Raw genomic sequence first — 20,631 nt, forward strand, 5'->3', positions numbered from 1 at the left:
TTAGAACGTCCGCGCTTTGGGCGCGATTTTCTTGAGCTCGATTCCGCCTTCGGCCGGGGTGGTCAACGGGTCAACGACGACCGGACGATAGGACAGGTCGACCTTGTTGCCTTCGACGCGGCTGATCGTGTGTACACGCCACTTCTTGTCGTCGCGCTCCGGGAAGTCCTCGTGCGCATGAGCACCGCGGCTTTCCTGGCGCGCTTCGGCGCCGTGGATCGTGGCCAGAGCGTTGGGCATCAGGTTGGTCAGCTCCAGCGTCTCCATCAGGTCCGAGTTCCAGATCAGCGAGCGGTCGGTGACGGCCAGGTCGCCCAGCTTCGCGGCAATGCCGGTCATCTTCTCGACGCCTTCGGTCAAGGTCTCCGAGGTGCGGAACACGGCAGCGTCAGCCTGCATCGTCTTCTGCATCTCCAACCGCAGCTCGGCGGTGGGCACGTTGCCCTTGGCGTGACGCAGGCCGTCGAACCGGTCGAAGGCCGCGTCGACGGAAGCCTGGTTCAGCGCCGGGTTCGGGGCATCTGCGTCCACCACGTCGCCCGCGCGGATCGCAGCGGCGCGGCCAAACACCACAAGGTCGATCAGCGAGTTCGAGCCCAGGCGGTTCGCACCGTGCACCGAGGCACAGCCCGCTTCGCCCACGGCCATCAGGCCGGGCACGACCGCGTTCGGGTCCTTGGCGGTGGGGTTCAGAACTTCCCCCCAATAGTTCGTGGGCACGCCGCCCATGTTGTAGTGCACCGTAGGCAGAACCGGGATCGGCTCCTTGGTCACGTCTACGCCGGCAAAGATTGCCGCACTTTCCGAAATACCAGGCAGGCGCTCGGCAAGGGCTTCGGCGGGAAGATGGTTGAGGTTGAGGAAGATGTGATCCCCATCCGCGCCCACGCCGCGTCCTTCGCGGATTTCCATCGTCATCGAGCGGCTGACATAGTCGCGTGGCGCCAAGTCCTTATATTGGGGCGCATAGCGCTCCATGAACCGTTCGCCTTCCGAGTTGGTCAGATACCCGCCTTCGCCGCGGGCACCTTCGGTGATCAGGCAGCCCGAGCCGTAGATGCCGGTCGGGTGGAATTGCACGAATTCCATGTCCTGCAGCGCCAGGCCAGCCCGCGCCACCATGCCGCCACCGTCACCGGTGCAGGTATGGGCTGAGGTGGCGCTGAAGTAGGCCCGGCCATAACCGCCGGTGGCCAGCACCACGGTCTTGGCGTTGAACACGTGCATCGTGCCGTCATCAAGTTTCCAGCAGACCACACCCTGACACACGCCGTCTTCGGACATGATCAGGTCGATCGCGAAATACTCGATGTAAAACTCGGCGTTGTTCTTCAGCGACTGGCCATACAGCGTGTGCAGGATGGCGTGGCCGGTGCGGTCCGCGGCGGCGCAGGTGCGCTGCACGGCCGGACCTTCGCCGAACTCGGTGGTGTGGCCACCGAAGGGACGCTGATAAATTTTGCCCTCTTCGGTGCGCGAAAACGGAACACCGTAGTGTTCCAGTTCGTACACTGCCTTGGGCGCCTCGCGGGCCAGGTATTCCATCGCGTCAGTGTCGCCCAGCCAGTCCGAGCCCTTGACGGTGTCATACATGTGCCACTGCCAGTTGTCCGGGCCCATGTTCGACAGCGAGGCTGCGATGCCGCCCTGGGCGGCAACGGTGTGCGACCGGGTCGGGAAGACCTTGGTCACGCAGGCGGTGCGCAGGCCCTGTTCGGCCATGCCCAGCGTGGCGCGCAGACCCGCGCCACCGGCGCCGACCACGACCACGTCATAATCATGTGTTTCGTATTCGTAAGCAGTCATGTTCCGGTCCCCTTACGCGGTAAACGCGATTTTCAGGATGGCGAAGACGCCCGTCAGGGCGAAAAGTGAGCACATCAGCCGTGTGGCGATGAGAAGGAAAAGCTCCCAGCGGCCCCCGGCATAATCCTCGATCACCACCTGAAGCCCCTGATACAGGTGCAGCATGGCGGTGACGATGAAGGCAATGGCAACGATTGCGTTGAGCGGGTGGGCGTAAGCTTCGCGCACCTCGTCAAAGCTGCCGCCAAGGTTATAGGCCAGCGGGAAGACGAAAAGCGGGGTCAGGATGACCAGCGCGATGGCGCTGATGCGCTGTTCCCAGAAATGCGCGGTGCCGGTCTTGGCCGAGCCCAGGCCATGAACGCGCGAGCGGTCGGTTTGGTAACGCATGATCGTTCCCCTTACGCGATGATGATTGTGATAAGCGACAGGGCGGCGGCGCAGATCAGGGCGGCAATGCCCGAGCGCTTCACCCGACGCTGACCCAGACCCGACCCGGTGTCCCACACCAGGTGGCGGATGCCCGAACAGAAGTGATACCAGATACCCAGCATCGAGAAGAACATGATGATGTCGCCCAGCCATGAGGTCATGAACCCGTTCGCAGTGGCGAAGTATTCTTCCGACGTTGCGGCGGACAGGAACCACCAGGTGATCAGCATTGCCGAGACCGCCATGCCCACGCCGGTGGCCCGGTGCGTGATCGACATGACGGCATTCAGCGGCATGCGATAAACCTGGAGGTGGGGTGACAACGGGCGGTTGCCCTGGTTCACGTTGGCCATAAAAAGCCCCCTTCGTGTCTGTTTCGACTTTGTGATAGCAATAAAGGAAATTTCCGTAGAGTCACGCCAGTTCAGCCCTTGAGGCTGCGGAAATTGCGCTAACGTAGAATGTTTTTCAAATTATGTGATCACGGGTATTCGAGATGTGATCACGAAATAGCTCAACGCGCCATTTCAGCCAGATGTTCACCGAATTCGGTGCAGATTATGATCTCGGCCTTGCCGGGGTCATAAAAGGCGTTGATCTCGCCGCAAGGAATTACGCTGACCAGCAGGGGGCTGGGCAGGGTCAGCAGCTGGTTGAGTCGGTCAACTTCAGCGCGCACGAACCGGGTCAGGTGGGCGTTTTCGTCCAACACCCAGTCCATTGAAAGGCTGTCACCCGGCGCGGCTTCGCCAAGTTGGTCCAGCACCGCACCCCAGCTGCGCGCGGCCTGGGCGTATTCCTCGCCGCAGGTCTCGGCGCGGTCGTCGGGAAGGCCCAGTTCCTCGGCCAGGAATTCCCGACCATCAGGGTCGGCGCCATAGAACAGGCAGGCCAGGTTGTAATACCGCTGCCGATCCGGACCGTGCACATCCCACAAGGCGATGTTTTCCGGGTCGATCCGCTTTGCATCATGGTCATAGGCTGCCGCGACATCATAGGCGAGCCGGATCGCGGTCTCTTCGTCAAAAACGCGGTTCATCAGCACAATGGAAAACAGGTCGGCGGCAAACTCCTCGGGGCCGAACACCGGCAGATCCATCATCTCGATCAACCCATGGGCCAGCTCGTGGTACATCGTTTCGATGATGTTGGATTCCACAAAGCGTTCGACCGGGTCGACCGCGTCCGCTGCAGACGGCAGCGCGGTCGACACCGCACCGCCGGATTGCTTCAGGATACTGTCGTCACCTTTCTGTTGCGCATGGACCGGGAAGGACAAGGCAGCAGACAGGACAAGGATGACAGACAGGCGCAGCATGGAGCAATCAGACCGGAATCAGCGCCCAATAGTCAAGGTCCAGCATGACCTCGGGGCGGTATTTGCCGTCGTCGCCTTTCAGGGCAAACTCGGGCGCACCGTGTTTCACGGCGACCAGACGCAGGCGGATCGCTCCGACGCCGGGGGCGTGGGTGTCCGCCTTGTCCAGAACCTCGCTCCAGGCGCGGATCGTGTCGCCGGCAAAGCACGGGTTCGCATGCGCGCCCGCGTTCAGGCCGACGATCATCTGCGCGTTGGCCAGCCCGTTGAACGACAGCGCGCGCGCCATCGAAATCACGTGACCGCCATAGATCAGGCGCTTGCCGTCCGGGCGGTTGGTGGCGTCGAAATGCACTTTGGCGGTGTTCTGCCACAGACGCGTGGCGATCATGTGCTCGGCTTCCTCGACGGTGACACCGTCGACATGGTCGATCTTTTCGCCTACCTCATAGTCGCCCCAGCGGTGTCGTTCGCCCGCAAGAGTGAAGTCATAGCGGCCAAAATCCAGCCCTTCGGGAATCACAAGATCCGAAGCGGCCAGCGCCGATTTCAGCTCAGGGATCAGCGTGTCGGGCGCATCCGCGTCCAGATCGCGTTTGCGCACCATGACCCAGCGGACATAGTCCAACACCTCTTCGTCGTGCTGGTTCAGACCCTTGGTGCGCACCCAGACCACGCCGGATTTGCCGTTGGAATTCTGCTTCAGCCCGATCACCTGGCTGGTCGAGCGCAGCGTGTCGCCCGGATAGACCGGCTTCAGCCAGCGCCCCTCGGCGTAGCCCAGATTGGCGACGGCGTTCAGCGACACGTCCGGCACGGTCTTACCGAACACCACGTGGAAGGCGGCCAGATCATCAATGGGCGAACCGTCCAGCCCGCAGTCTCGTGCGAATTCGTCCGAGGAATACAGCGCGTGGCGCGCCGGGTAGAGAGCGTGATACATCGCGCGCTCCCCGCCCGACACCGTGCGTGGCACCGCGTGGCGGATGGTTTCCCCGATGCGGTAGTCTTCGAAAAAGCGGCCCGAATTTGTCTTGGCCATCACTGCGCTCCTAGTTTGGTGTCGGGTGTATATGTGCCGGGGGCGTCCTTCACGACCGCCTGCGCACAGCGCATGACGCCGTTCGCCTGGTCGAAGGCATAGGTGGGCGACCCATGAAGGTCCCACCCCTTGTTCAGGGCATCGGTCACCTTGTGGCAAAAGGCGGCGGTGTCGTCCCCGGTCAACAGGCGATAAAGCTTCATCCGTAGGTCCCCAGGAAGGGATTGTAGCCCAGCCACCAGTGAATGCCGGTGATGATTGCATAGATGACCAGCGTGATGACCAGAAGCTTCAGGTCTTTCGACGCCGGTCGGCGTTCGGGCGGTGTCCACGGCCCTTCCGCACGGTTGATCACGATGATTTCCAACAGGGACCACAGCGCCATTGATCCGAACAGCACGATCGCCGCGCTGTCGCCATTCACCAGAAGGTGGCTGAGCGACCAGATAAGCATCCCGGTTAGCATTGGGTGGCGGACCCGCGTGCGCGTCACGCCGGATGCGTCACCGGCGCCGAACAGGAAGATCGACGCGATCATCGTCAGGTTCACCAGGTGCCCCATGCCGGGCAGCGGCGCATAGACATAGTCGAAATCGCCGGTGCGATAGCCGATCACCATCAGCACGACGCTGGCAAGGATGATGAGCGCCATCAGGCCTTTGCCCTTGTCGCCCATGCGTGCGCGGGCCGCAGGAGCGATACGTTTGAAGAAGTGTGCGCCGTACCAGAGTACGATACCGATAATCAGCCAGGTCATGTCAGCCCTCCAAGGCTTGGATTGCCTCCGCTTTCGATAGCAGAGCCTTGGCGGTCACGATATGCAGGTTTTCGACGATTTTACCATCCACCACGGCGACGCCCTGGCCTTCGGCCTCGGCAGCCTCAAACGCTTCGATCTGACGGCGGGCCAGATCAATCTCGGCCTCGGACGGGGCGAAGGCGGCATTGGCAATCGCCAGCTGCGCGGGGTGGATCAGAGTCTTGCCGTCCATGCCCATGTCACGGCCTTGGTCGCATTCGGCCTTCAGCCCCTCGTCGTCCTTGAAGGCGTTATAAACGCCGTCGACGATGGTGACGCCATGCGCCTTGGCGGCCAGAAGACACAAGTGCAGCCCGCCCATCATCGGCAGGCGATCGGCCCGGAAGCGGGTGTTGAGCTCTTTCGCCAGGTCGTTGGTGCCCATGACAAAGCCCTTGAGGCGCGGGTGGGCGGCGATCTCGGCGGCATTCAGCATGCCCAGCGGCGTTTCCATCATGGCCCAGAGGTCCACGTCGGGGATCAGCGCGGCCAGCTCGTCCAACTGCGCGGCATTGTCCACTTTCGGCATCAGGATCGCGTCGATGTCGGCGCCAACGAAGGCCGCCACATCATCCTTGCCCCATGTGGTGTCGAACCCGTTGATGCGCACGATCTTGGCGCGGGTGCCGTATCCGCCCTTGTCCAGTTCGGCCTTCAGGATCGCGCGGGCCTCGACCTTGGCCTCGGGGGCCACGGCGTCCTCCAGATCGAAAATGATCGCGTCGGCGGGCAGGCCGCGGGCCTTGTCCAAAGCGCGGTCTTTCGAACCGGGGATGTACAGGACTGAGCGATAGGGGCGCAGGGTCTGGGTCATGATTCTGTTTCTCCGCAATATTGTTGCGGAAATGACCACATCTGCGCACCTTTTCGCAAGGCTTCTTTCGCCGCATCGCAGAAAAAAGTGCCCGTGCCTTGCGTGAGTGCGGAGCATTAACCAATCTTTCGGGACTGCCCCGGCACTCTTGCCCCACACGTCGAGCGACGGGAGGGCCCGCGGATGGCCGCCGTTTGAGAAACGGGATCAGGCTCGGCACCTTGAAAGGACGGGGCAGGACGTCGCCGGGAAACCGGATGGCCCGGCAGATGCCCCCGAGCATACGGGATGACCCATGAAACAGCAGATACTTGCCCTTGGGCTTGGTGTTGGCGCGATCCTTCTGACGGCCGGGCATTTGCAGGCGCAGAACCAAAATTGCGCGGACCGCGCGCGGGTGATCGACCGCCTTGCCAACAGCTATGGCGAAACGCGCCAATCCATCGGGCTGGCCGCCAACAACCAGATGGTTGAGGTCTTTGCCAGTACTGAAACCGGCAGTTGGACGATCACCGTGACATTGCCCTCGGGCCTGACCTGCGTGGTCGCGGCGGGCCAAGCGTTCGAAGTGCTGGCCGAGGATCTGACGCCGGCGATGCTGGGCGACCCGGCCTAGGTCAGCGCGTCCCAGATCAGTTTGCTGCCGGTCACGGTCAACAGCGCATAGGTCAGGGCGAAATAGGCGCGGTCCGAGAACATGCGATGGGCCCAGACGCCCAGCCAGACACCCAGAACGGCGAAGGGGATCAGGAACAGATCCGCCTTCGCCGTTTGCCATGTGAAGATGCCCAGAAACGCATAGGGCACGAATTTCAGGATGTTGATGGCCCAGAAGGTGATGACGGTCGTCGCCTGATAAGTCGTCTTGTCCAACCCGCGTGACAGCAGAAACACCGCCGCAGGTGGTCCGCCCGCGTGGCTGATGAAACTGGTCAGACCAGCGACAAGCCCGGCAACCCGCCCGCCCGCCAGCGACATATGTCGCGCGGCCGGGTCATAAAGCCCCAGTTTGCGCGCGGCCTGAAACCCAACGAAGCCCAGGGCGATTACCCCGATCAACAGACGGAATACGTCAGGATCGGTGACACGATAGAGCGCAGCGCCCAGAGCGATCCCCGGCACAGCGCCCAGGATCAACGCCCAGGCGGCGGGCCCATCCCAACGCTTCCAATAGGGTTTCAGCGCGGTCACATCCATCAGCATAAGCAGGGGCAGCATCAGCCCGATCGCAGCGCCAGGCTCCAGAATCAGGGCCAGAAGCGGCGTTGCGGCGAAGGCTGCGCCCGAGCCGAACCCGCCCTTCGACACCCCCGCAAAGATCACTGCGGGGATTGCCAGGGCAAAGAATGTCAGGTCCAGAACTTCTGGCATGCGCCCTCCTAAGTGCTGCAATTGCTGCGCTTTAGCGCTATCGCCCCCAGTCGGCGGGCGCAAGGGGCGGGTCGTGCCGCAGCGCAGCGGACTTGCCACAAAGGCCCAATAGGACTAGGCATCCCTGCGAAACCAACTGATCGGAGATCGAACTCATGGCCAGACCCAAAATCGCACTTATCGGCAGCGGCATGATTGGCGGCACGCTTGCCCACCTCGCTGCGCTGAAAGAACTGGGCGACATCGTCCTTTTTGACATTGCCGACGGCATCCCGCAGGGCAAGGCCCTGGATATCGCAGAATCCGGCCCCGTCGAAGGATTTGACGCTGACATGTCCGGCACCACGGATTATTCGGACATTGCAGGCGCCGACGTCTGCATCGTCACCGCTGGTGTGCCGCGCAAGCCGGGGATGAGCCGCGACGATCTGCTGGGTATCAACCTGAAGGTCATGAAGTCGGTTGGCGAAGGCCTCAAGGAACACGCACCGAACGCGTTCGTGATCTGCATCACCAACCCGCTGGACGCGATGGTTTGGGCGTTGCGTGAGTATTCCGGCCTGCCGCACGAAAAAGTCGTGGGCATGGCGGGCGTTCTGGACGCCGGTCGTTTCCGCCACTTCCTGTCGGAAGAGTTTGGCGTGTCCATGCGCGACGTCACCGCATTCGTGCTGGGTGGCCACGGCGACACAATGGTGCCGCTGTCGCGTTACTCCACCGTTGCCGGTATTCCGCTGCCGGATCTGGTCGACATGGGCTGGACCACGCAGGAAAAACTGGACGGTATTATTCAACGCACCCGTGACGGTGGCGCTGAGATCGTTGGCCTGCTGAAGACCGGCTCGGCCTACTATGCCCCCGCCGCATCTGCCATCGAAATGGCCGAAGCGTTCCTGAAAGACCAGAAGCGTCTGCTGCCCTGTGCCGCTTATGTGGACGGCGCGCTGGGCCTCAAGGGCATGTATGTCGGTGTGCCGACCGTGATCGGCGCCGGCGGCATCGAGCGTGTCGTCGACATCAAGATGACCAAAGACGAGCAAACCATGTTCGACAAGTCTGTCGACGCGGTGAAGGGTCTTGTCAAAGCCTGCAAGGGCATCGACCCCTCGCTGGGCTAAGCCTGCACAAAAGTTTGATGAAAAGGCCGGGGTTTTCCCGGCCTTTTTTGTTGCCGGGATGCCGTGGCGGAATGTCGCGAATCAACCAAGATCCCTCATATGTGATCACACTTTTAAATGGTGTGATCACAAAATGACGGAAATTGCCCGATATTGCGCTATCAACTGAAAAAACCGTTTCTTTAGACAATCCTGTTGTGCATGTTCGGTGAAACCCAACTGGACAGGATGATCTCGTGAATATCCATGAATACCAGGCGAAGGCCCTTCTGAAATCCTACGGCGCCCCCGTTTCCGACGGACGTGCCGTGCTGAAAGCCGAAGACGCCAAGACCGCCGCAGGAGAAATGGACGGGCCGTTGTGGGTCGTCAAAGCGCAAATCCACGCAGGTGGCCGCGGCAAAGGCAAATTCAAAGAAGCCGACGCTGGCGACAAAGGCGGCGTGCGCCTGACCAAATCGGTGGAAGAAGCCGCCGAGGAAGCCAAGAAGATGCTGGGTCGCACCCTGGTCACGCACCAGACCGGCCCCGCTGGCAAGCAGGTCAACCGCATCTACATCGAAGATGGCTCGGGCATCGAGCGTGAGCTGTATCTCGCGCTGCTGGTCGATCGCCAGACCTCGCGCATCTCGTTCGTTTGCTCGACCGAAGGCGGCATGGACATCGAGGAAGTTGCAGCCGCAACGCCTGAGAAGATCCTGTCGTTCAGTGTTGATCCCGCCACCGGGTATCAGGGCTTCCACGGTCGTCGCATCGCGTTCTCGCTGGGCCTGGAAGGTCAGCAGGTCAAGCAATGCGTGAAACTGATGGGTCAGCTGTACCAAGCCTTCACCGAGAAGGACATGGAGATGCTGGAGATCAACCCGTTGATCATCACCGACGAAGGCAACATCAAGGTGCTGGACGCGAAGGTGAGCTTCGACGGCAACGCGATCTATCGCCACCCGGACATCGCCGAGCTGCGCGACACCACCGAAGAAGATCCCAAAGAGCTTGAGGCGTCGAAATACGACCTGAACTACATCGCTCTGGACGGTGAAATCGGCTGCATGGTGAATGGCGCGGGTCTGGCCATGGCGACGATGGACATCATCAAGCTTTATGGCGCCGAGCCAGCGAACTTCCTGGACGTTGGCGGCGGTGCCACCAAAGAAAAGGTCACCGAGGCGTTCAAGATCATCACCTCTGACCCGAACGTCAAAGGCATCCTGGTGAACATCTTCGGCGGCATCATGCGCTGTGACGTCATCGCCGAGGGCGTGGTTGCGGCCGTGAAAGAAGTGGGCCTTCAGGTTCCGCTGGTCGTCCGTCTGGAAGGCACCAACGTGGAAGCCGGCAAGGACATCATCAACAATTCCGACGTTGATGTGATCGCCGCGGACAACCTGTCCGACGGCGCCGAGAAAATCGTCAAGGCTGTGAAAGGGTAAGCCAGATGAGCCGGAGGCTTCTCGCTATTCTGTGCGCTGTTGGACTGGCCGCATGCCAAACGCCTCTCGATGAGAGTGGCAAGGCAACGTCCGGGCCGCTCGGTCAAGAGCTGCTCATGACCGATGCTGTTCAGGTAGCCTACAAAGAAGCCGTGGCGGCCTGCATTGACGTCGCTGATACGTCCGTTGTCCCATCTGTTCCAGGAAGCAGCGGGTTTGTCGCGGACAGCACCGGCTTTTCGGCACGGATCGAGAACCCGCGTGTTCTTGGGCGCACGTCGGTCAATGCCGCGCGAACGAAAGCGGGGTGCGTTGTCTATGTATCCCCGATTTATCCGGTTGAAGTGAATACCATTCGTAGCCTTACCCACTCTGTCCTTGCCGCCAAGGGCGTGTCCCCGGAGGTCGTATACCGAAGCGGGACCAATTCCGGCGCAGGCTACGCTCAGACCATTGTGAAGTGAAACGTCGCAGGCGTTCGCGCCTGCCCCGAAAATCAGCGGCACGCCGCACAAAAACAGGAGACAGCCACATGGCAATCCTCGTAGACGAAAATACCAAGGTGATCTGTCAGGGCTTCACCGGCTCGCAAGGCACCTTCCATTCCGAGCAAGCGATTGCTTATGGCACCAAGATGGTCGGCGGTGTGACGCCGGGCAAAGGTGGCCAGTCGCATCTGGACCTGCCGGTGTTCAACTCGGTGCATGAGGCGAAAGCCAAGACCGAAGCCAACGCCAGCGTGATCTATGTGCCGCCGCCCTTCGCGGCCGACTCGATCCTGGAAGCGATCGACGCCGAGATGGAGCTGATTGTCTGCATCACCGAAGGCATCCCGGTGCTGGACATGATGCGGGTGCAGCGCGCGCTGGAAGGCTCGGCCTCGCGGCTCGTGGGTCCGAACTGCCCCGGCGTGATCACCCCCGGCGCCTGCAAGATCGGCATCATGCCGGGTCACATCCACCAGCGCGGCAGCGTCGGTGTTGTGTCGCGCTCGGGCACGCTGACCTATGAAGCGGTCAAGCAGACCTCGGACATCGGCCTGGGCCAATCGACCGCAGTCGGCATCGGTGGCGACCCGATCAAGGGCACCGAGCATATCGACGTGCTGGACATGTTCCTGGACGATGATGAGACCCAGTCGATCATCATGATCGGTGAGATCGGGGGCTCGGCAGAAGAAGAAGCCGCCGAGTTCCTGGCCGAACAGCGCAAGAAAGGCCGTTGGAAGCCGACCGCCGGTTTCATCGCCGGCCGCACGGCGCCTCCGGGCCGCCGCATGGGCCACGCGGGCGCGATTGTCGCCGGTGGCAAGGGCGGTGCCGAGGACAAGATCGAAGCGATGAAGTCCGCCGGTATCGTTGTCGCCGACAGCCCTGCCGGTCTGGGCGAAGCGGTGCTGAAAGCCATCGGTTAAAACACTCTCTCGCGCGCCCCGCTTCCTGCCGGGCGCGCGTTTTCCAACCTTTTCAGGTGACGCCATGAACGACCAAAGCCCGAACGACGTGTTCCACGCCTCCAGCTTCATGCAAGGCCACAATGCCGAGTATCTGGAACAGCTGTATGCGCAATATGCGAATGACCCGAATGCGGTCGATGAGGCCTGGCAGGCCTTTTTTGCCGAATTGGGCGACGACGATCTGGATGTGAAGGCCGAGGCGGCCGGGCCGTCCTGGGCGCGCAGCGACTGGCCGCAGATGCCCACGGGTGACCGGGTGCACACGCTGGACGGGGCCTGGCCCGAAGCGCCCGCCGAGGCAGAGGTCAAATCGGCCGGCAAGAAGATTGCCGCCAAGGCCGAAGAAAAAGGCGTCAAGGTTTCTGACGACCAGATCAAGCGCGCTGTGCTGGACAGCATCCGGGCGCTGATGATCATCCGCGCTTACCGTATTCGTGGCCACTTGGTTGCTGATCTGGACCCGCTGGGCATGCGTGATGAAACGCTGCATCCCGAGCTGGACCCGGCGTCCTATGGCTTCACCGAAGCCGACATGGATCGCCCGATTTTCATCGACAACGTGCTGGGGCTGCAACTGGCCTCGATGCGGCAGATCGTGGACATCGTGAAGCGCACCTATTGCGGCACCTTCGCGCTGCAATACATGCACATTTCGAACCCGGAAGAAGCCGGGTGGCTGAAAGAACGGATCGAGGGCTTCGGCAAGGAGATCCAGTTCACCCGTGAGGGCCGCAAGGCGATCCTGAACAAGCTGGTCGAGGCCGAGGGCTTCGAAAAGTTCCTGCATGTGAAATACATGGGCACCAAGCGGTTCGGGCTGGATGGTGGCGAAAGCCTGATCCCGGCGATGGAGCAGGTGATCAAACGTGGCGGCGCGCTGGGCCTGAAGGAAATCGTTATCGGCATGCCACACCGGGGCCGTCTGAGTGTGTTGGCCAACGTGATGGCAAAACCGTATCGCGCCATTTTCAACGAATTCCAGGGTGGCAGCTTCAAGCCTGAGGACGTGGATGGCTCGGGCGATGTGAAATACCACCTGGGTGCTTCGTCTGACCGTGAGTTCGATCAGAACAAAGTGCACCTGTCGCTGACCGCGAACCCGTCGCACCTTGAGGCCGTGAACCCCGTGGTTCTGGGCAAAGTGCGCGCCAAGCAGGAACAGCTGGGCGATACGGATCGTGACCAGGTTCTGCCGATCCTGCTGCACGGGGACGCGGCCTTTGCGGGTCAGGGTGTCGTGGCCGAGGGCTTCGGCCTGTCTGGCCTGATCGGTCACAAGACCGGCGGCACAATGCATATCATCGTGAACAACCAGATCGGGTTTACCACCGCGCCGCACTTCTCGCGCTCCAGCCCGTATCCTACGGATATTGCGCTGATGGTCGAAGCGCCGATCTTCCACGTGAACGGCGACGATCCCGAGGCCGTTGTGCACGCCGCGCGTGTGGCGACCGAGTTCCGTCAGAAGTTCCACAAGGACGTGGTCATCGACATCTTCTGCTACCGCCGTTTTGGGCACAACGAGGGCGATGAGCCCATGTTCACCAACCCGGTCATGTACAAGAAAATCAAGACCCACAAGACGACGCTTCAGCTTTATACCGAGCGTTTGGTCAAGGATGGTCTGATCCCTGAGGGCGAGATCGACGACATGAAGACCGCGTTCCAGGCGCATCTGAATGAGGAATTCGAGGCCGGCAAGGATTACAAACCCAACAAGGCCGATTGGCTGGACGGGCGCTGGTCGCATCTGGATCGTCAGGGCGAAGATTACCAGCGCGGCGAAACCGCCATTCCGACCGAGACATTCGCCCAAATTGGCAATGCCCTGGCGCGCGCGCCCGAAGGTTTTCCGCTACACAAGACCGTTGGACGTTTGCTGGACGCCAAGAGGGCGATGTTCGACAGCGGCGAAGGCTTTGACTGGGCCACCGGCGAAGCGCTGGCCTTTGGGTCGTTGTTGACCGAAGGATTTCCGGTTCGCCTGTCGGGTCAGGACGCCACGCGCGGCACGTTCAGCCAGCGTCATTCCGGGTTCATCAACCAGGAAACAGAAGAGCGTTACTATCCGCTGAACAACATCCGCGAGGGTCAGGCGCATTATGACGTCATCGACTCGATGCTGTCGGAATACGCGGTTCTGGGCTTCGAATACGGCTACTCGCTGGCCGAACCCAACGCGCTGACCTTGTGGGAGGCGCAGTTTGGCGACTTTGCCAACGGCGCGCAGATCATGTTTGATCAGTTCATCTCGTCGGGTGAAAGCAAGTGGCTGCGCATGTCCGGCCTGACCGTTCTTCTGCCGCATGGCTTCGAAGGGCAGGGGCCTGAGCACAGCTCGGCCCGTCTGGAGCGGTTCTTGCAGATGTGTGGTGGTGACAACTGGATCGTGGCCAATTGCACCACGCCGGCGAACTATTTCCACATCCTGCGCCGACAGCTGCACCGAAGCTACCGCAAGCCGCTGATCCTGATGACGCCGAAATCGCTTTTGCGCCACAAGATGGCCGTGTCGAAGGCCGAAGAATTCACCACCGGCTCCAGCTTCCACCGGGTCCTGTGGGATGACGCGCAATACGGCAATTCCGACACGAAACTGGCGGATGACAAGAAGATCAAACGCGTGGTGATGTGTTCGGGCAAGGTCTATTACGACCTGCTGGAAGAACGTGATGCGCGCGGGGTCGACGACGTCTATCTGATGCGGGTCGAACAATTCTATCCCTTCCCGGCGCTGAGCCTGGTGAAGGAATTGGAACGCTTCCCGAATGCCGACATCGTCTGGTGTCAGGAAGAGCCCAAGAACCAGGGCGCCTGGTTCTTTATGGAACCGAATATCGAATGGGTGCTGTCGCGGATCGACGCGAAAGCCTCCCGTCCCATTTATGCCGGTCGTCCGGCCTCGGCCTCTCCGGCCACGGGTCTGGCGAAAGCGCACAAAGCACAACAAGAGGCGCTGGTGAACGACGCGCTGAACATCGAAGGAAAAGACGCATGAGCATCGAAGTACGGGTCCCGACGCTGGGCGAAAGCGTAACGGAAGCGACCGTGGCCACCTGGTTCAAGAAACCGGGTGACTCAGTGGCAGTAGATGAAATGCTGTGCGAACTGGAAACCGACAAGGTGACGGTCGAAGTGCCGTCCCCGGCCGCTGGCGTGCTGGGTGAAATCGTTGCCGCCGAAGGCGAAACGGTGGGTGTTGATGCCCTGCTGGCCACCCTTGGCGAAGGCGCGGGCGCGGCCCCAGCGCCTGCGGCGGCTGATCCCGCCCCCGCAGCCCAATCCGGCGCGTCCGTCGACGTGATGGTGCCCGCCCTGGGCGAAAGTGTGAGCGAGGCGACCGTGTCGACCTGGTTCAAACAGGTGGGCGAAGCCGTGGCGCAGGACGAAATGCTGTGTGAGCTGGAAACCGACAAAGTCTCGGTCGAAGTGCCCGCCCCTGCGGCCGGTGTGCTGACCGAAATCGTGGCCCCGGAAGGCACCACGGTGGACGCCACGGCCAAGCTGGCGGTTCTGTCGTCCGGGGGTGCCGCTGTTGCCGCGCCTGCGCCGGCCGCCGCCGCGCCTGCTGCTGCCGCAACCGCAGGCAAGGACGTCGAAGACGCCCCGTCCGCCAAGAAGGCAATGGCCGAGGCTGGGTTGAACCCCGCTGACGTGCAAGGCTCGGGCCGTGATGGCCGTGTGATGAAACACGATGTCGCCGCCGCCCTGGCAGCACCCAAGCCCGCTGCTGCAGCACCTGCCGCCGCACCGCGTGCACCGGTCAGCGCCGACGACGCGTCCCGCGAGGAGCGGGTCAAGATGACCCGTCTGCGCCAGACCATCGCGCGCCGCCTGAAGGACAGCCAGAACACCGCCGCGATGCTGACCACCTATAACGAGGTCGACATGACCGAGGTCATGGCCCTGCGCAACCAGTACAAGGATCAGTTCGAGAAGAAGCACGGCGTGCGCCTGGGTTTCATGTCCTTCTTCACCAAGGCCTGCTGTCATGCGCTGAAAGAGGTTCCCGAGGTCAACGCAGAAATCGACGGCACCGACATTGTGTACAAGAACTTCGTGCACATGGGGGTCGCCGCGGGCACGCCCACGGGCCTGGTCGTTCCGGTCATTCGCGATGCCGACAGCATGTCCTTTGCCGGTATCGAAAAGGCGATCGCCGAAAAGGGCCGCCGCGCCCGTGACGGCAAACTGTCGATGGACGAAATGCAGGGTGGCACCTTCACCATCTCGAACGGCGGTGTCTACGGCTCGCTAATGTCTTCGCCGATCCTGAACCCGCCGCAATCCGGTATCCTGGGCATGCACAAGATCCAGGACCGCCCGATGGCAATCAACGGCCAGGTTGTGATCCGCCCGATGATGTATCTGGCGCTGTCCTATGACCACCGGATCGTGGATGGCAAAGGCGCCGTGACCTTCCTGGTGCGGGTGAAAGAAGCGCTGGAGGATCCGCGCCGCCTGCTGATGGACCTGTAAGCCAGATGTTTCGGGGTCCGCCAAGGCGGACCCCGCTTTCGAATAGACAGGCGCGCGCGTCGCGCCACCCCGGACGTGCGATCGGGGCTGAGAGGAGTGAGAAAAAATGGCAGATTATGACGTAATCATCATTGGCGGCGGCCCCGGGGGCTATGTCTGCGCCATCCGCTGCGCCCAGCTGGGCCTGAAAACCGCCTGTGTCGAAGGGCGTGACACCCTGGGCGGCACCTGCCTGAACGTGGGCTGCATCCCGTCGAAGGCGCTCTTGCATGCCTCGCATTCGCTGCACGAAGCACAGCACAATTTCGCCAAGATGGGCCTGAAGGGCAAAACCCAATCGGTCGATTGGAAGCAGATGATCGCCTATAAGGACGAGGTCATCGAAGGCAACACCAAGGGCATCGAGTTCCTGTTCAAGAAAAACAAGGTCGACTGGCTGAAAGGCTGGGGATCGATCCCCGCGGCGGGTCAGGTCAAGGTCGGTGACGAGGTGCACAACGCAAAGCACATCGTGGTCGCCTCCGGGTCCGAGGCCTCCAGCCTGCCGGGCGTCGAGGTGGACGAAAAGATCGTCGTGACCTCGACCGGCGCGCTGAGCTTGCCGAAAATCCCGAAAAAGATGGTGGTGATCGGCGCCGGTGTGATCGGGCTGGAAATGGGCTCGGTCTATGCCCGTCTGGGCACCGAGGTCACCGTGGTCGAATTCCTTGATGTCGTGACGCCGGGCATGGATGGCGAGATCCAGAAAGTGTTCCAGCGCACCCTGAAAAAACAAGGCATGAACTTCATCATGGGGGCCGCGGTCCAGAAGGTCGACAAGACCAAGACCAAGGCCAAAGTCATCTACAAGCTGCGCAAGGACGACAGCGAGGCGACGATTGACGCCGACGTGGTGCTGGTCGCCACCGGTCGCCGTCCCTTCGTTGATGGCCTGGGGCTGGACGCAGTTGGCGTGAAAATGACCGACCGCGGGCAGATCGCGACGGATCACTGGAAAACCTCGGTGCCGGGCATCTGGGCGATCGGCGACGTGGTCGAAGGCCCGATGCTGGCCCACAAGGCCGAAGACGAAGGCATGGCTGTGGCGGAAAGCATCGCCGGTCAGGCCGGTCACGTGAACTATGACGTGATCCCCGGCGTGATCTACACTTCGCCCGAGGTTGCTTCGGTCGGCAAGACCGAAGAAGAGCTGAAGGCGGCCGGCGTCGCCTACAAGGTTGGCAAGTTCAGCTTCATGGGCAATGGCCGCGCCAAGGCCGTGTTCATGGGCGACGGGTTCGTCAAGATTCTGGCCGACAAGGCCACCGACCGCGTGTTGGGCGTTCACCTGATGGGCCCAGCGGCCGGTGAGTTGATCCACGAAGCCTGCGTTCTGATGGAGTTTGGCGGCTCGGCCGAAGATCTGGCCCGCACCTGCCACGCCCACCCGACCTTCTCGGAAGCGGTGCGTGAGGCGGCCCTTGCCTGTGGCGACGGCCCGATCCACTCCTAGTAGGACGATTCGAACAAAAATAAGGGGCGTCGGGCATAAACACCCGGCGCCCTTTTCACTTTTCCGAAAGTATCCTCGTCGAAGGCACAAAACGCCGCGCAGTGGCAGCCCGACTCGGATCAGGCGACCAGCATTTTCAACCCCTGCGTCACATCCGTGCGCACGGCCAGTCGGAGCGCTGGTTCATCCCCGGCTGCCAAGGCCGCCAGGATCATCCGGTGATGTTTTTGTAGGTCGGTCCGATTGCGACCTTCGTAAAGTGACCGCATCGTCGGACCCAGTTGCAACCAGACGGTTTCAGCCATCGCCAGCATCGCCGGGGCCTGCGCGCGCAGATACAGCGTGCGGTGAAACTCAAGGTTCGTGCGCAGATACCCGACCGCGTCTTGTTTCGCCACGAACTCGGAAACGCGCGCGTTGATCGAACGAAGGCGATCAATCAGGGCGATATGGGCACGGGGCAGGGCACGCGCGGCCAGTTCCGGCTCTAACAAGGCGCGCACAGCGGCAAGTTCCTCAATCCGATCCGCGGCCAGGTCGGGGGCCGTGACCCGGCCAGACGACGACAAGGTCAGCGCGCCCTCGGCGGCTAGGCGCCGCACCGCTTCGCGGGCGGGGGTCATCGACACGCCAAATTCCTTGCCAATGCCCCTTAGAGTCAGCGCCTGACCGGGGTCAATGTCCCCATGCATGATCCGTGCACGCAAGGCACGATAGACCTGTTCATGGGCGGAACCGGTGGCGTCTGCGGGCTGTTTTGCGTGTGTTTGCATAAACTGCAATGTGATCACAAAATCCCACGCCGTCAATCACGGAACCGATAACGATGTAGCCTGGCCCCATTGTCTTTCAACCAGCGGCGCGGTGCTTCATATTGTGGGCAGATATCGGCCACAACGGCCCAGTAGGCGGCGGAATGGTTCATCTCGACCAGATGCGCCACCTCGTGCGCGGCGACATAGTCCAGCACCTCGGGCGGCGCCATGACCAGGCGCCAAGAATACATCAGCCCGCCCCGCGACGAACACGACCCCCATCGCGACCGCGTGTCGCGCAGGGTCAGGCGGGTGAAGTCGCGTCCGACGGCTTTCGCGTATCGCTCGGACGCCGCCTGAAGCCGCTGGCGCGCTTCGTGTTTGAACAAGGCGGTCAGACGCGCCCCGGTCTTGTCAGGCGCGGTGACGGGCAGGTGGATGACGCCTTCGCCCAGACGCGCGGATCTGACGGGCCCGGGAACCAACGCATGATCACGCCCCTCGAACAGAACGCTGCCGCCGGGAAGGGGACGAATGGCATCGAGCCGCCCAGCTAGGTGGCTGCGAATCCAGTCCGCCTTGTCCTGCGCGAAGACCATCGCCTCGCGTCGCGACGCCCCGCGTGGCAGGGTCAGCGTGACCCGGCCATCAAGTTGCGACACCCTGAGCGACAGGCGCCGCGCCCGAGCGGACGGTTTCAGCAAAAGCGCGATCGGCGGGTCGCCGGGAAGATACACCGTCTCAGCCTGTTTCATTTCAGCCCCTTTGTCGCGTCTGCGCACTGGCTCTTAACACATCCTGCCGAAAGCCTTTGACACGCTGCGCGAGCTATGGCACTTGGCGACAGATTTCGCACGAGAAACAGACGACGGAAAGGGGCTTGTCATGCCCAAGGATGAATGGGGCGTCAAACGGGTCTGCCCGACCACCGGAAAACGCTTTTACGACCTGAACGCCAATCCCATCGTCAGCCCCTATACGGGCGAGGTGGTGAACCTGGAAACAGGAAAAGGTGCGCGCACCATGGTTGCCGACAAGGCCGACAAGGCGTCGATGAAAGACGATCTGACGGATGACGCAGATGCCGTTCTGGAAGACGACGACGATTCGAAAGATGTCGATTTGGGCGATGATGTCCTTGAGGACGATGACGAAGACGAGGTTTCGCTGGACGAAATCGCTGACGTCGCCGCCGAAGACGATGAGGGCTGAAAGCCCGATCTGAAAAAAGCGGCGAAGGCGCGGGGTTTTCACTTGAACCCCCCCGCGCCTTCGCCTAGATAGCCCGGGCAGACGGAAACGTCGCCCAAGGTTTGGGGCCTTAGCTCAGCTGGGAGAGCGCCTGCATGGCATGCAGGAGGTCAGCGGTTCGATCCCGCTAGGCTCCACCACCCCCCCCTTCAGGTCCAGGTTGGAAGTTCTTTAAAGGGATGTCTTTACCGGCATTTTCGTCGAATTGTTTGATTTCCTCGAACCTTTCACCCGGCCGGTTTGGGTTCTTTCGTTGCTGTTGCACACGATCCTTGAGGGCAGCGAAAATCGACTCGGCCAACGCGTAAACGTCCGATACAGCTTCGCGCGCCCACCTCAAGCCGCCGGATTTCGCCCAGCAAGTTTGTGACGATAGCTGCGTGACGCGACGGGATTTTCTCATTCTGCCGCGTCAGAGAATCTTTCTTCGCGCGCCACTCCTGGAGAAACAGATCCTTGATCGGGGTCGTCGAGTCTCCAAACGCCGGGTGACCTGCATGCGGTCCAGACTGGAATTGTTCAGCTCGTTCCTGAGGTCGAACAGTCTCAGTACGATCTTGAGAGTCAGGCAGGTCAGAAACGCCGGGCCAATATTAGAAACGTTAGGCCGCAAAGTGTACGGCGCACTGATTTGGATTTGGGCATGGAGATCTCCGGTTTTCCAGCGGGTTTCGCTGAACGCTGCCCTCTCAACGTTAGTTTGGAATGACTCGACGCGATCTTATGCGTGACATGCCCAGGGGGCCGGGCAGGGCGGATTTTCGCCCGTCTCAAAAAAAACTGAATTTTTGCAAAAAAAGCGCTTGCGACTCGCAGCAGGGAGGCCTAAACACCCCTTCACCGGCGGCGCTGAGGCGCACGACGGGACGCCAGACGGGTTGAAAGACTGCGCGGCGGAGAAGAAAAACTTGAGGTAACTGACGCGGGTTGCGCCAAAGAGATGCGGCGCTTCCGGTAGATTTTGTCTCGGGTCTTTGGTTTCGGCCGTGGATCCACGTTCTTTGACATTGATGATATCTGAAGAGATATGTGGGCGGTTTGGTTTATTTCGATGAACAAACAACTGCA

General features: G+C 61.5%; 21 protein-coding genes and 1 tRNA gene. 10 read left to right on the top strand and 12 right to left on the bottom strand.

All coding sequences use genetic code 11. The features are described from left to right. The 8 genes from sdhA to MN188_RS14790 form a co-directional block, all read right to left on the bottom strand. A complete protein-coding gene (gene sdhA, locus MN188_RS14755; RefSeq protein ID WP_242109979.1) occupies window positions 1-1,806 on the bottom strand; it encodes a succinate dehydrogenase flavoprotein subunit in 1,806 nt (601 codons plus the stop codon). Between the two features lie 12 nt (window positions 1,807-1,818). Next, window positions 1,819-2,196, bottom strand: coding sequence for a succinate dehydrogenase, hydrophobic membrane anchor protein (gene sdhD, locus MN188_RS14760; RefSeq protein ID WP_242109980.1), 378 nt, complete (start codon window positions 2,194-2,196; stop codon window positions 1,819-1,821). A gap of 11 nt (window positions 2,197-2,207) precedes the next feature. Continuing rightward, window positions 2,208-2,591 (bottom strand): succinate dehydrogenase, cytochrome b556 subunit, encoded by a 384-nt coding sequence (gene sdhC / locus MN188_RS14765; protein WP_242109981.1) that lies wholly within the window; start codon window positions 2,589-2,591, stop codon window positions 2,208-2,210. 161 nt (window positions 2,592-2,752) lie between these two features. After that, window positions 2,753-3,556 (bottom strand): DUF4344 domain-containing metallopeptidase, encoded by an 804-nt coding sequence (locus MN188_RS14770; RefSeq protein ID WP_242109982.1) that lies wholly within the window; start codon window positions 3,554-3,556, stop codon window positions 2,753-2,755. 7 nt (window positions 3,557-3,563) lie between these two features. Beyond that, window positions 3,564-4,598: a MaoC family dehydratase gene (locus MN188_RS14775; protein ID WP_242109983.1), complete on the bottom strand. Its 1,035-nt coding sequence runs from the start codon at window positions 4,596-4,598 to the stop codon at window positions 3,564-3,566. Further along, window positions 4,598-4,801 (bottom strand): DUF1737 domain-containing protein, encoded by a 204-nt coding sequence (locus MN188_RS14780; protein WP_242109984.1) that lies wholly within the window; start codon window positions 4,799-4,801, stop codon window positions 4,598-4,600. The genes MN188_RS14775 and MN188_RS14780 overlap by 1 nt, the downstream gene beginning before the upstream one ends. Further along, on the bottom strand, window positions 4,798-5,355 hold the full coding sequence (locus MN188_RS14785; protein ID WP_242109985.1) for an NnrU family protein: 558 nt from the start codon (window positions 5,353-5,355) through the stop codon (window positions 4,798-4,800). The genes MN188_RS14780 and MN188_RS14785 overlap by 4 nt, the downstream gene beginning before the upstream one ends. A 1-nt stretch (window position 5,356) precedes the next feature. Further along, window positions 5,357-6,211 carry an HpcH/HpaI aldolase/citrate lyase family protein gene (locus MN188_RS14790; protein WP_242109986.1) on the bottom strand — a complete coding sequence of 285 codons (855 nt, stop codon included), beginning with the start codon at window positions 6,209-6,211 and terminating at the stop codon, window positions 5,357-5,359. 295 nt (window positions 6,212-6,506) lie between these two features. Between MN188_RS14790 and MN188_RS14795 the strand changes: the two genes are divergently transcribed. Continuing rightward, window positions 6,507-6,827, top strand: coding sequence for a hypothetical protein (locus MN188_RS14795; RefSeq protein WP_242109987.1), 321 nt, complete (start codon window positions 6,507-6,509; stop codon window positions 6,825-6,827). On the opposite strand, the gene MN188_RS14800 is transcribed toward MN188_RS14795, so the two are convergent. Next, window positions 6,824-7,582: a sulfite exporter TauE/SafE family protein gene (locus MN188_RS14800; protein WP_242109988.1), complete on the bottom strand. Its 759-nt coding sequence runs from the start codon at window positions 7,580-7,582 to the stop codon at window positions 6,824-6,826. The genes MN188_RS14795 and MN188_RS14800 overlap by 4 nt on opposite strands. Before the next feature lie 155 nt (window positions 7,583-7,737). On the opposite strand from MN188_RS14800, the gene mdh reads away from it, so the two are divergent. From mdh to lpdA, 7 genes are all read left to right on the top strand, one after another. After that, window positions 7,738-8,700 (top strand): malate dehydrogenase, encoded by a 963-nt coding sequence (gene mdh, locus MN188_RS14805; protein WP_242109989.1) that lies wholly within the window; start codon window positions 7,738-7,740, stop codon window positions 8,698-8,700. Between the two features lie 236 nt (window positions 8,701-8,936). Beyond that, window positions 8,937-10,130: an ADP-forming succinate--CoA ligase subunit beta gene (gene sucC / locus MN188_RS14810; RefSeq protein ID WP_242109990.1), complete on the top strand. Its 1,194-nt coding sequence runs from the start codon at window positions 8,937-8,939 to the stop codon at window positions 10,128-10,130. Between the two features lie 116 nt (window positions 10,131-10,246). Next, entirely contained in the window at window positions 10,247-10,594 is a 348-nt protein-coding gene (locus MN188_RS14815) for a hypothetical protein (RefSeq protein WP_242109991.1), read from the top strand. Between the two features lie 68 nt (window positions 10,595-10,662). Then, a complete protein-coding gene (gene sucD / locus MN188_RS14820; protein ID WP_242109992.1) occupies window positions 10,663-11,544 on the top strand; it encodes a succinate--CoA ligase subunit alpha in 882 nt (293 codons plus the stop codon). 64 nt (window positions 11,545-11,608) lie between these two features. Next, a complete protein-coding gene (locus MN188_RS14825; RefSeq protein WP_242109994.1) occupies window positions 11,609-14,584 on the top strand; it encodes a 2-oxoglutarate dehydrogenase E1 component in 2,976 nt (991 codons plus the stop codon). Beyond that, the gene (odhB, locus tag MN188_RS14830) at window positions 14,581-16,065 is read left to right on the top strand and encodes a 2-oxoglutarate dehydrogenase complex dihydrolipoyllysine-residue succinyltransferase (protein WP_242109996.1); all 1,485 of its coding nucleotides are present in this window, start codon (window positions 14,581-14,583) and stop codon (window positions 16,063-16,065) included. The genes MN188_RS14825 and odhB overlap by 4 nt, the downstream gene beginning before the upstream one ends. 106 nt (window positions 16,066-16,171) lie before the next feature. After that, window positions 16,172-17,557, top strand: coding sequence for a dihydrolipoyl dehydrogenase (gene lpdA / locus MN188_RS14835; protein WP_242109997.1), 1,386 nt, complete (start codon window positions 16,172-16,174; stop codon window positions 17,555-17,557). A gap of 119 nt (window positions 17,558-17,676) precedes the next feature. On the opposite strand, the gene MN188_RS14840 is transcribed toward lpdA, so the two are convergent. After that, window positions 17,677-18,330 (bottom strand): GntR family transcriptional regulator, encoded by a 654-nt coding sequence (locus MN188_RS14840; RefSeq protein WP_242109998.1) that lies wholly within the window; start codon window positions 18,328-18,330, stop codon window positions 17,677-17,679. A 32-nt stretch (window positions 18,331-18,362) separates the two neighbouring features. Next, window positions 18,363-19,067, bottom strand: coding sequence for a M48 family metallopeptidase (locus MN188_RS14845; protein WP_242109999.1), 705 nt, complete (start codon window positions 19,065-19,067; stop codon window positions 18,363-18,365). 130 nt (window positions 19,068-19,197) lie between these two features. Here MN188_RS14845 and MN188_RS14850 point away from each other — a divergent pair, with 130 nt between their 5' ends. Together MN188_RS14850 and MN188_RS14855 are read left to right on the top strand one after the other, a co-directional pair. Next, entirely contained in the window at window positions 19,198-19,524 is a 327-nt protein-coding gene (locus MN188_RS14850; RefSeq protein WP_242110000.1) for a TIGR02300 family protein, read from the top strand. 103 nt (window positions 19,525-19,627) lie between these two features. Next, window positions 19,628-19,703, top strand: a tRNA-Ala gene (locus MN188_RS14855). Window positions 19,704-20,284: 581 nt separating this feature from the next. Here MN188_RS14855 and MN188_RS14860 read toward each other — a convergent pair. Further along, a partial coding sequence (locus MN188_RS14860; protein WP_242110001.1) for a hypothetical protein occupies window positions 20,285-20,631 on the bottom strand: 347 nt, incomplete at its 5' end.

The organism is Aliiroseovarius subalbicans, assembly GCF_022678625.1.
Classification (GTDB): Bacteria; Pseudomonadota; Alphaproteobacteria; order Rhodobacterales; family Rhodobacteraceae; genus Aliiroseovarius_A; species Aliiroseovarius_A subalbicans.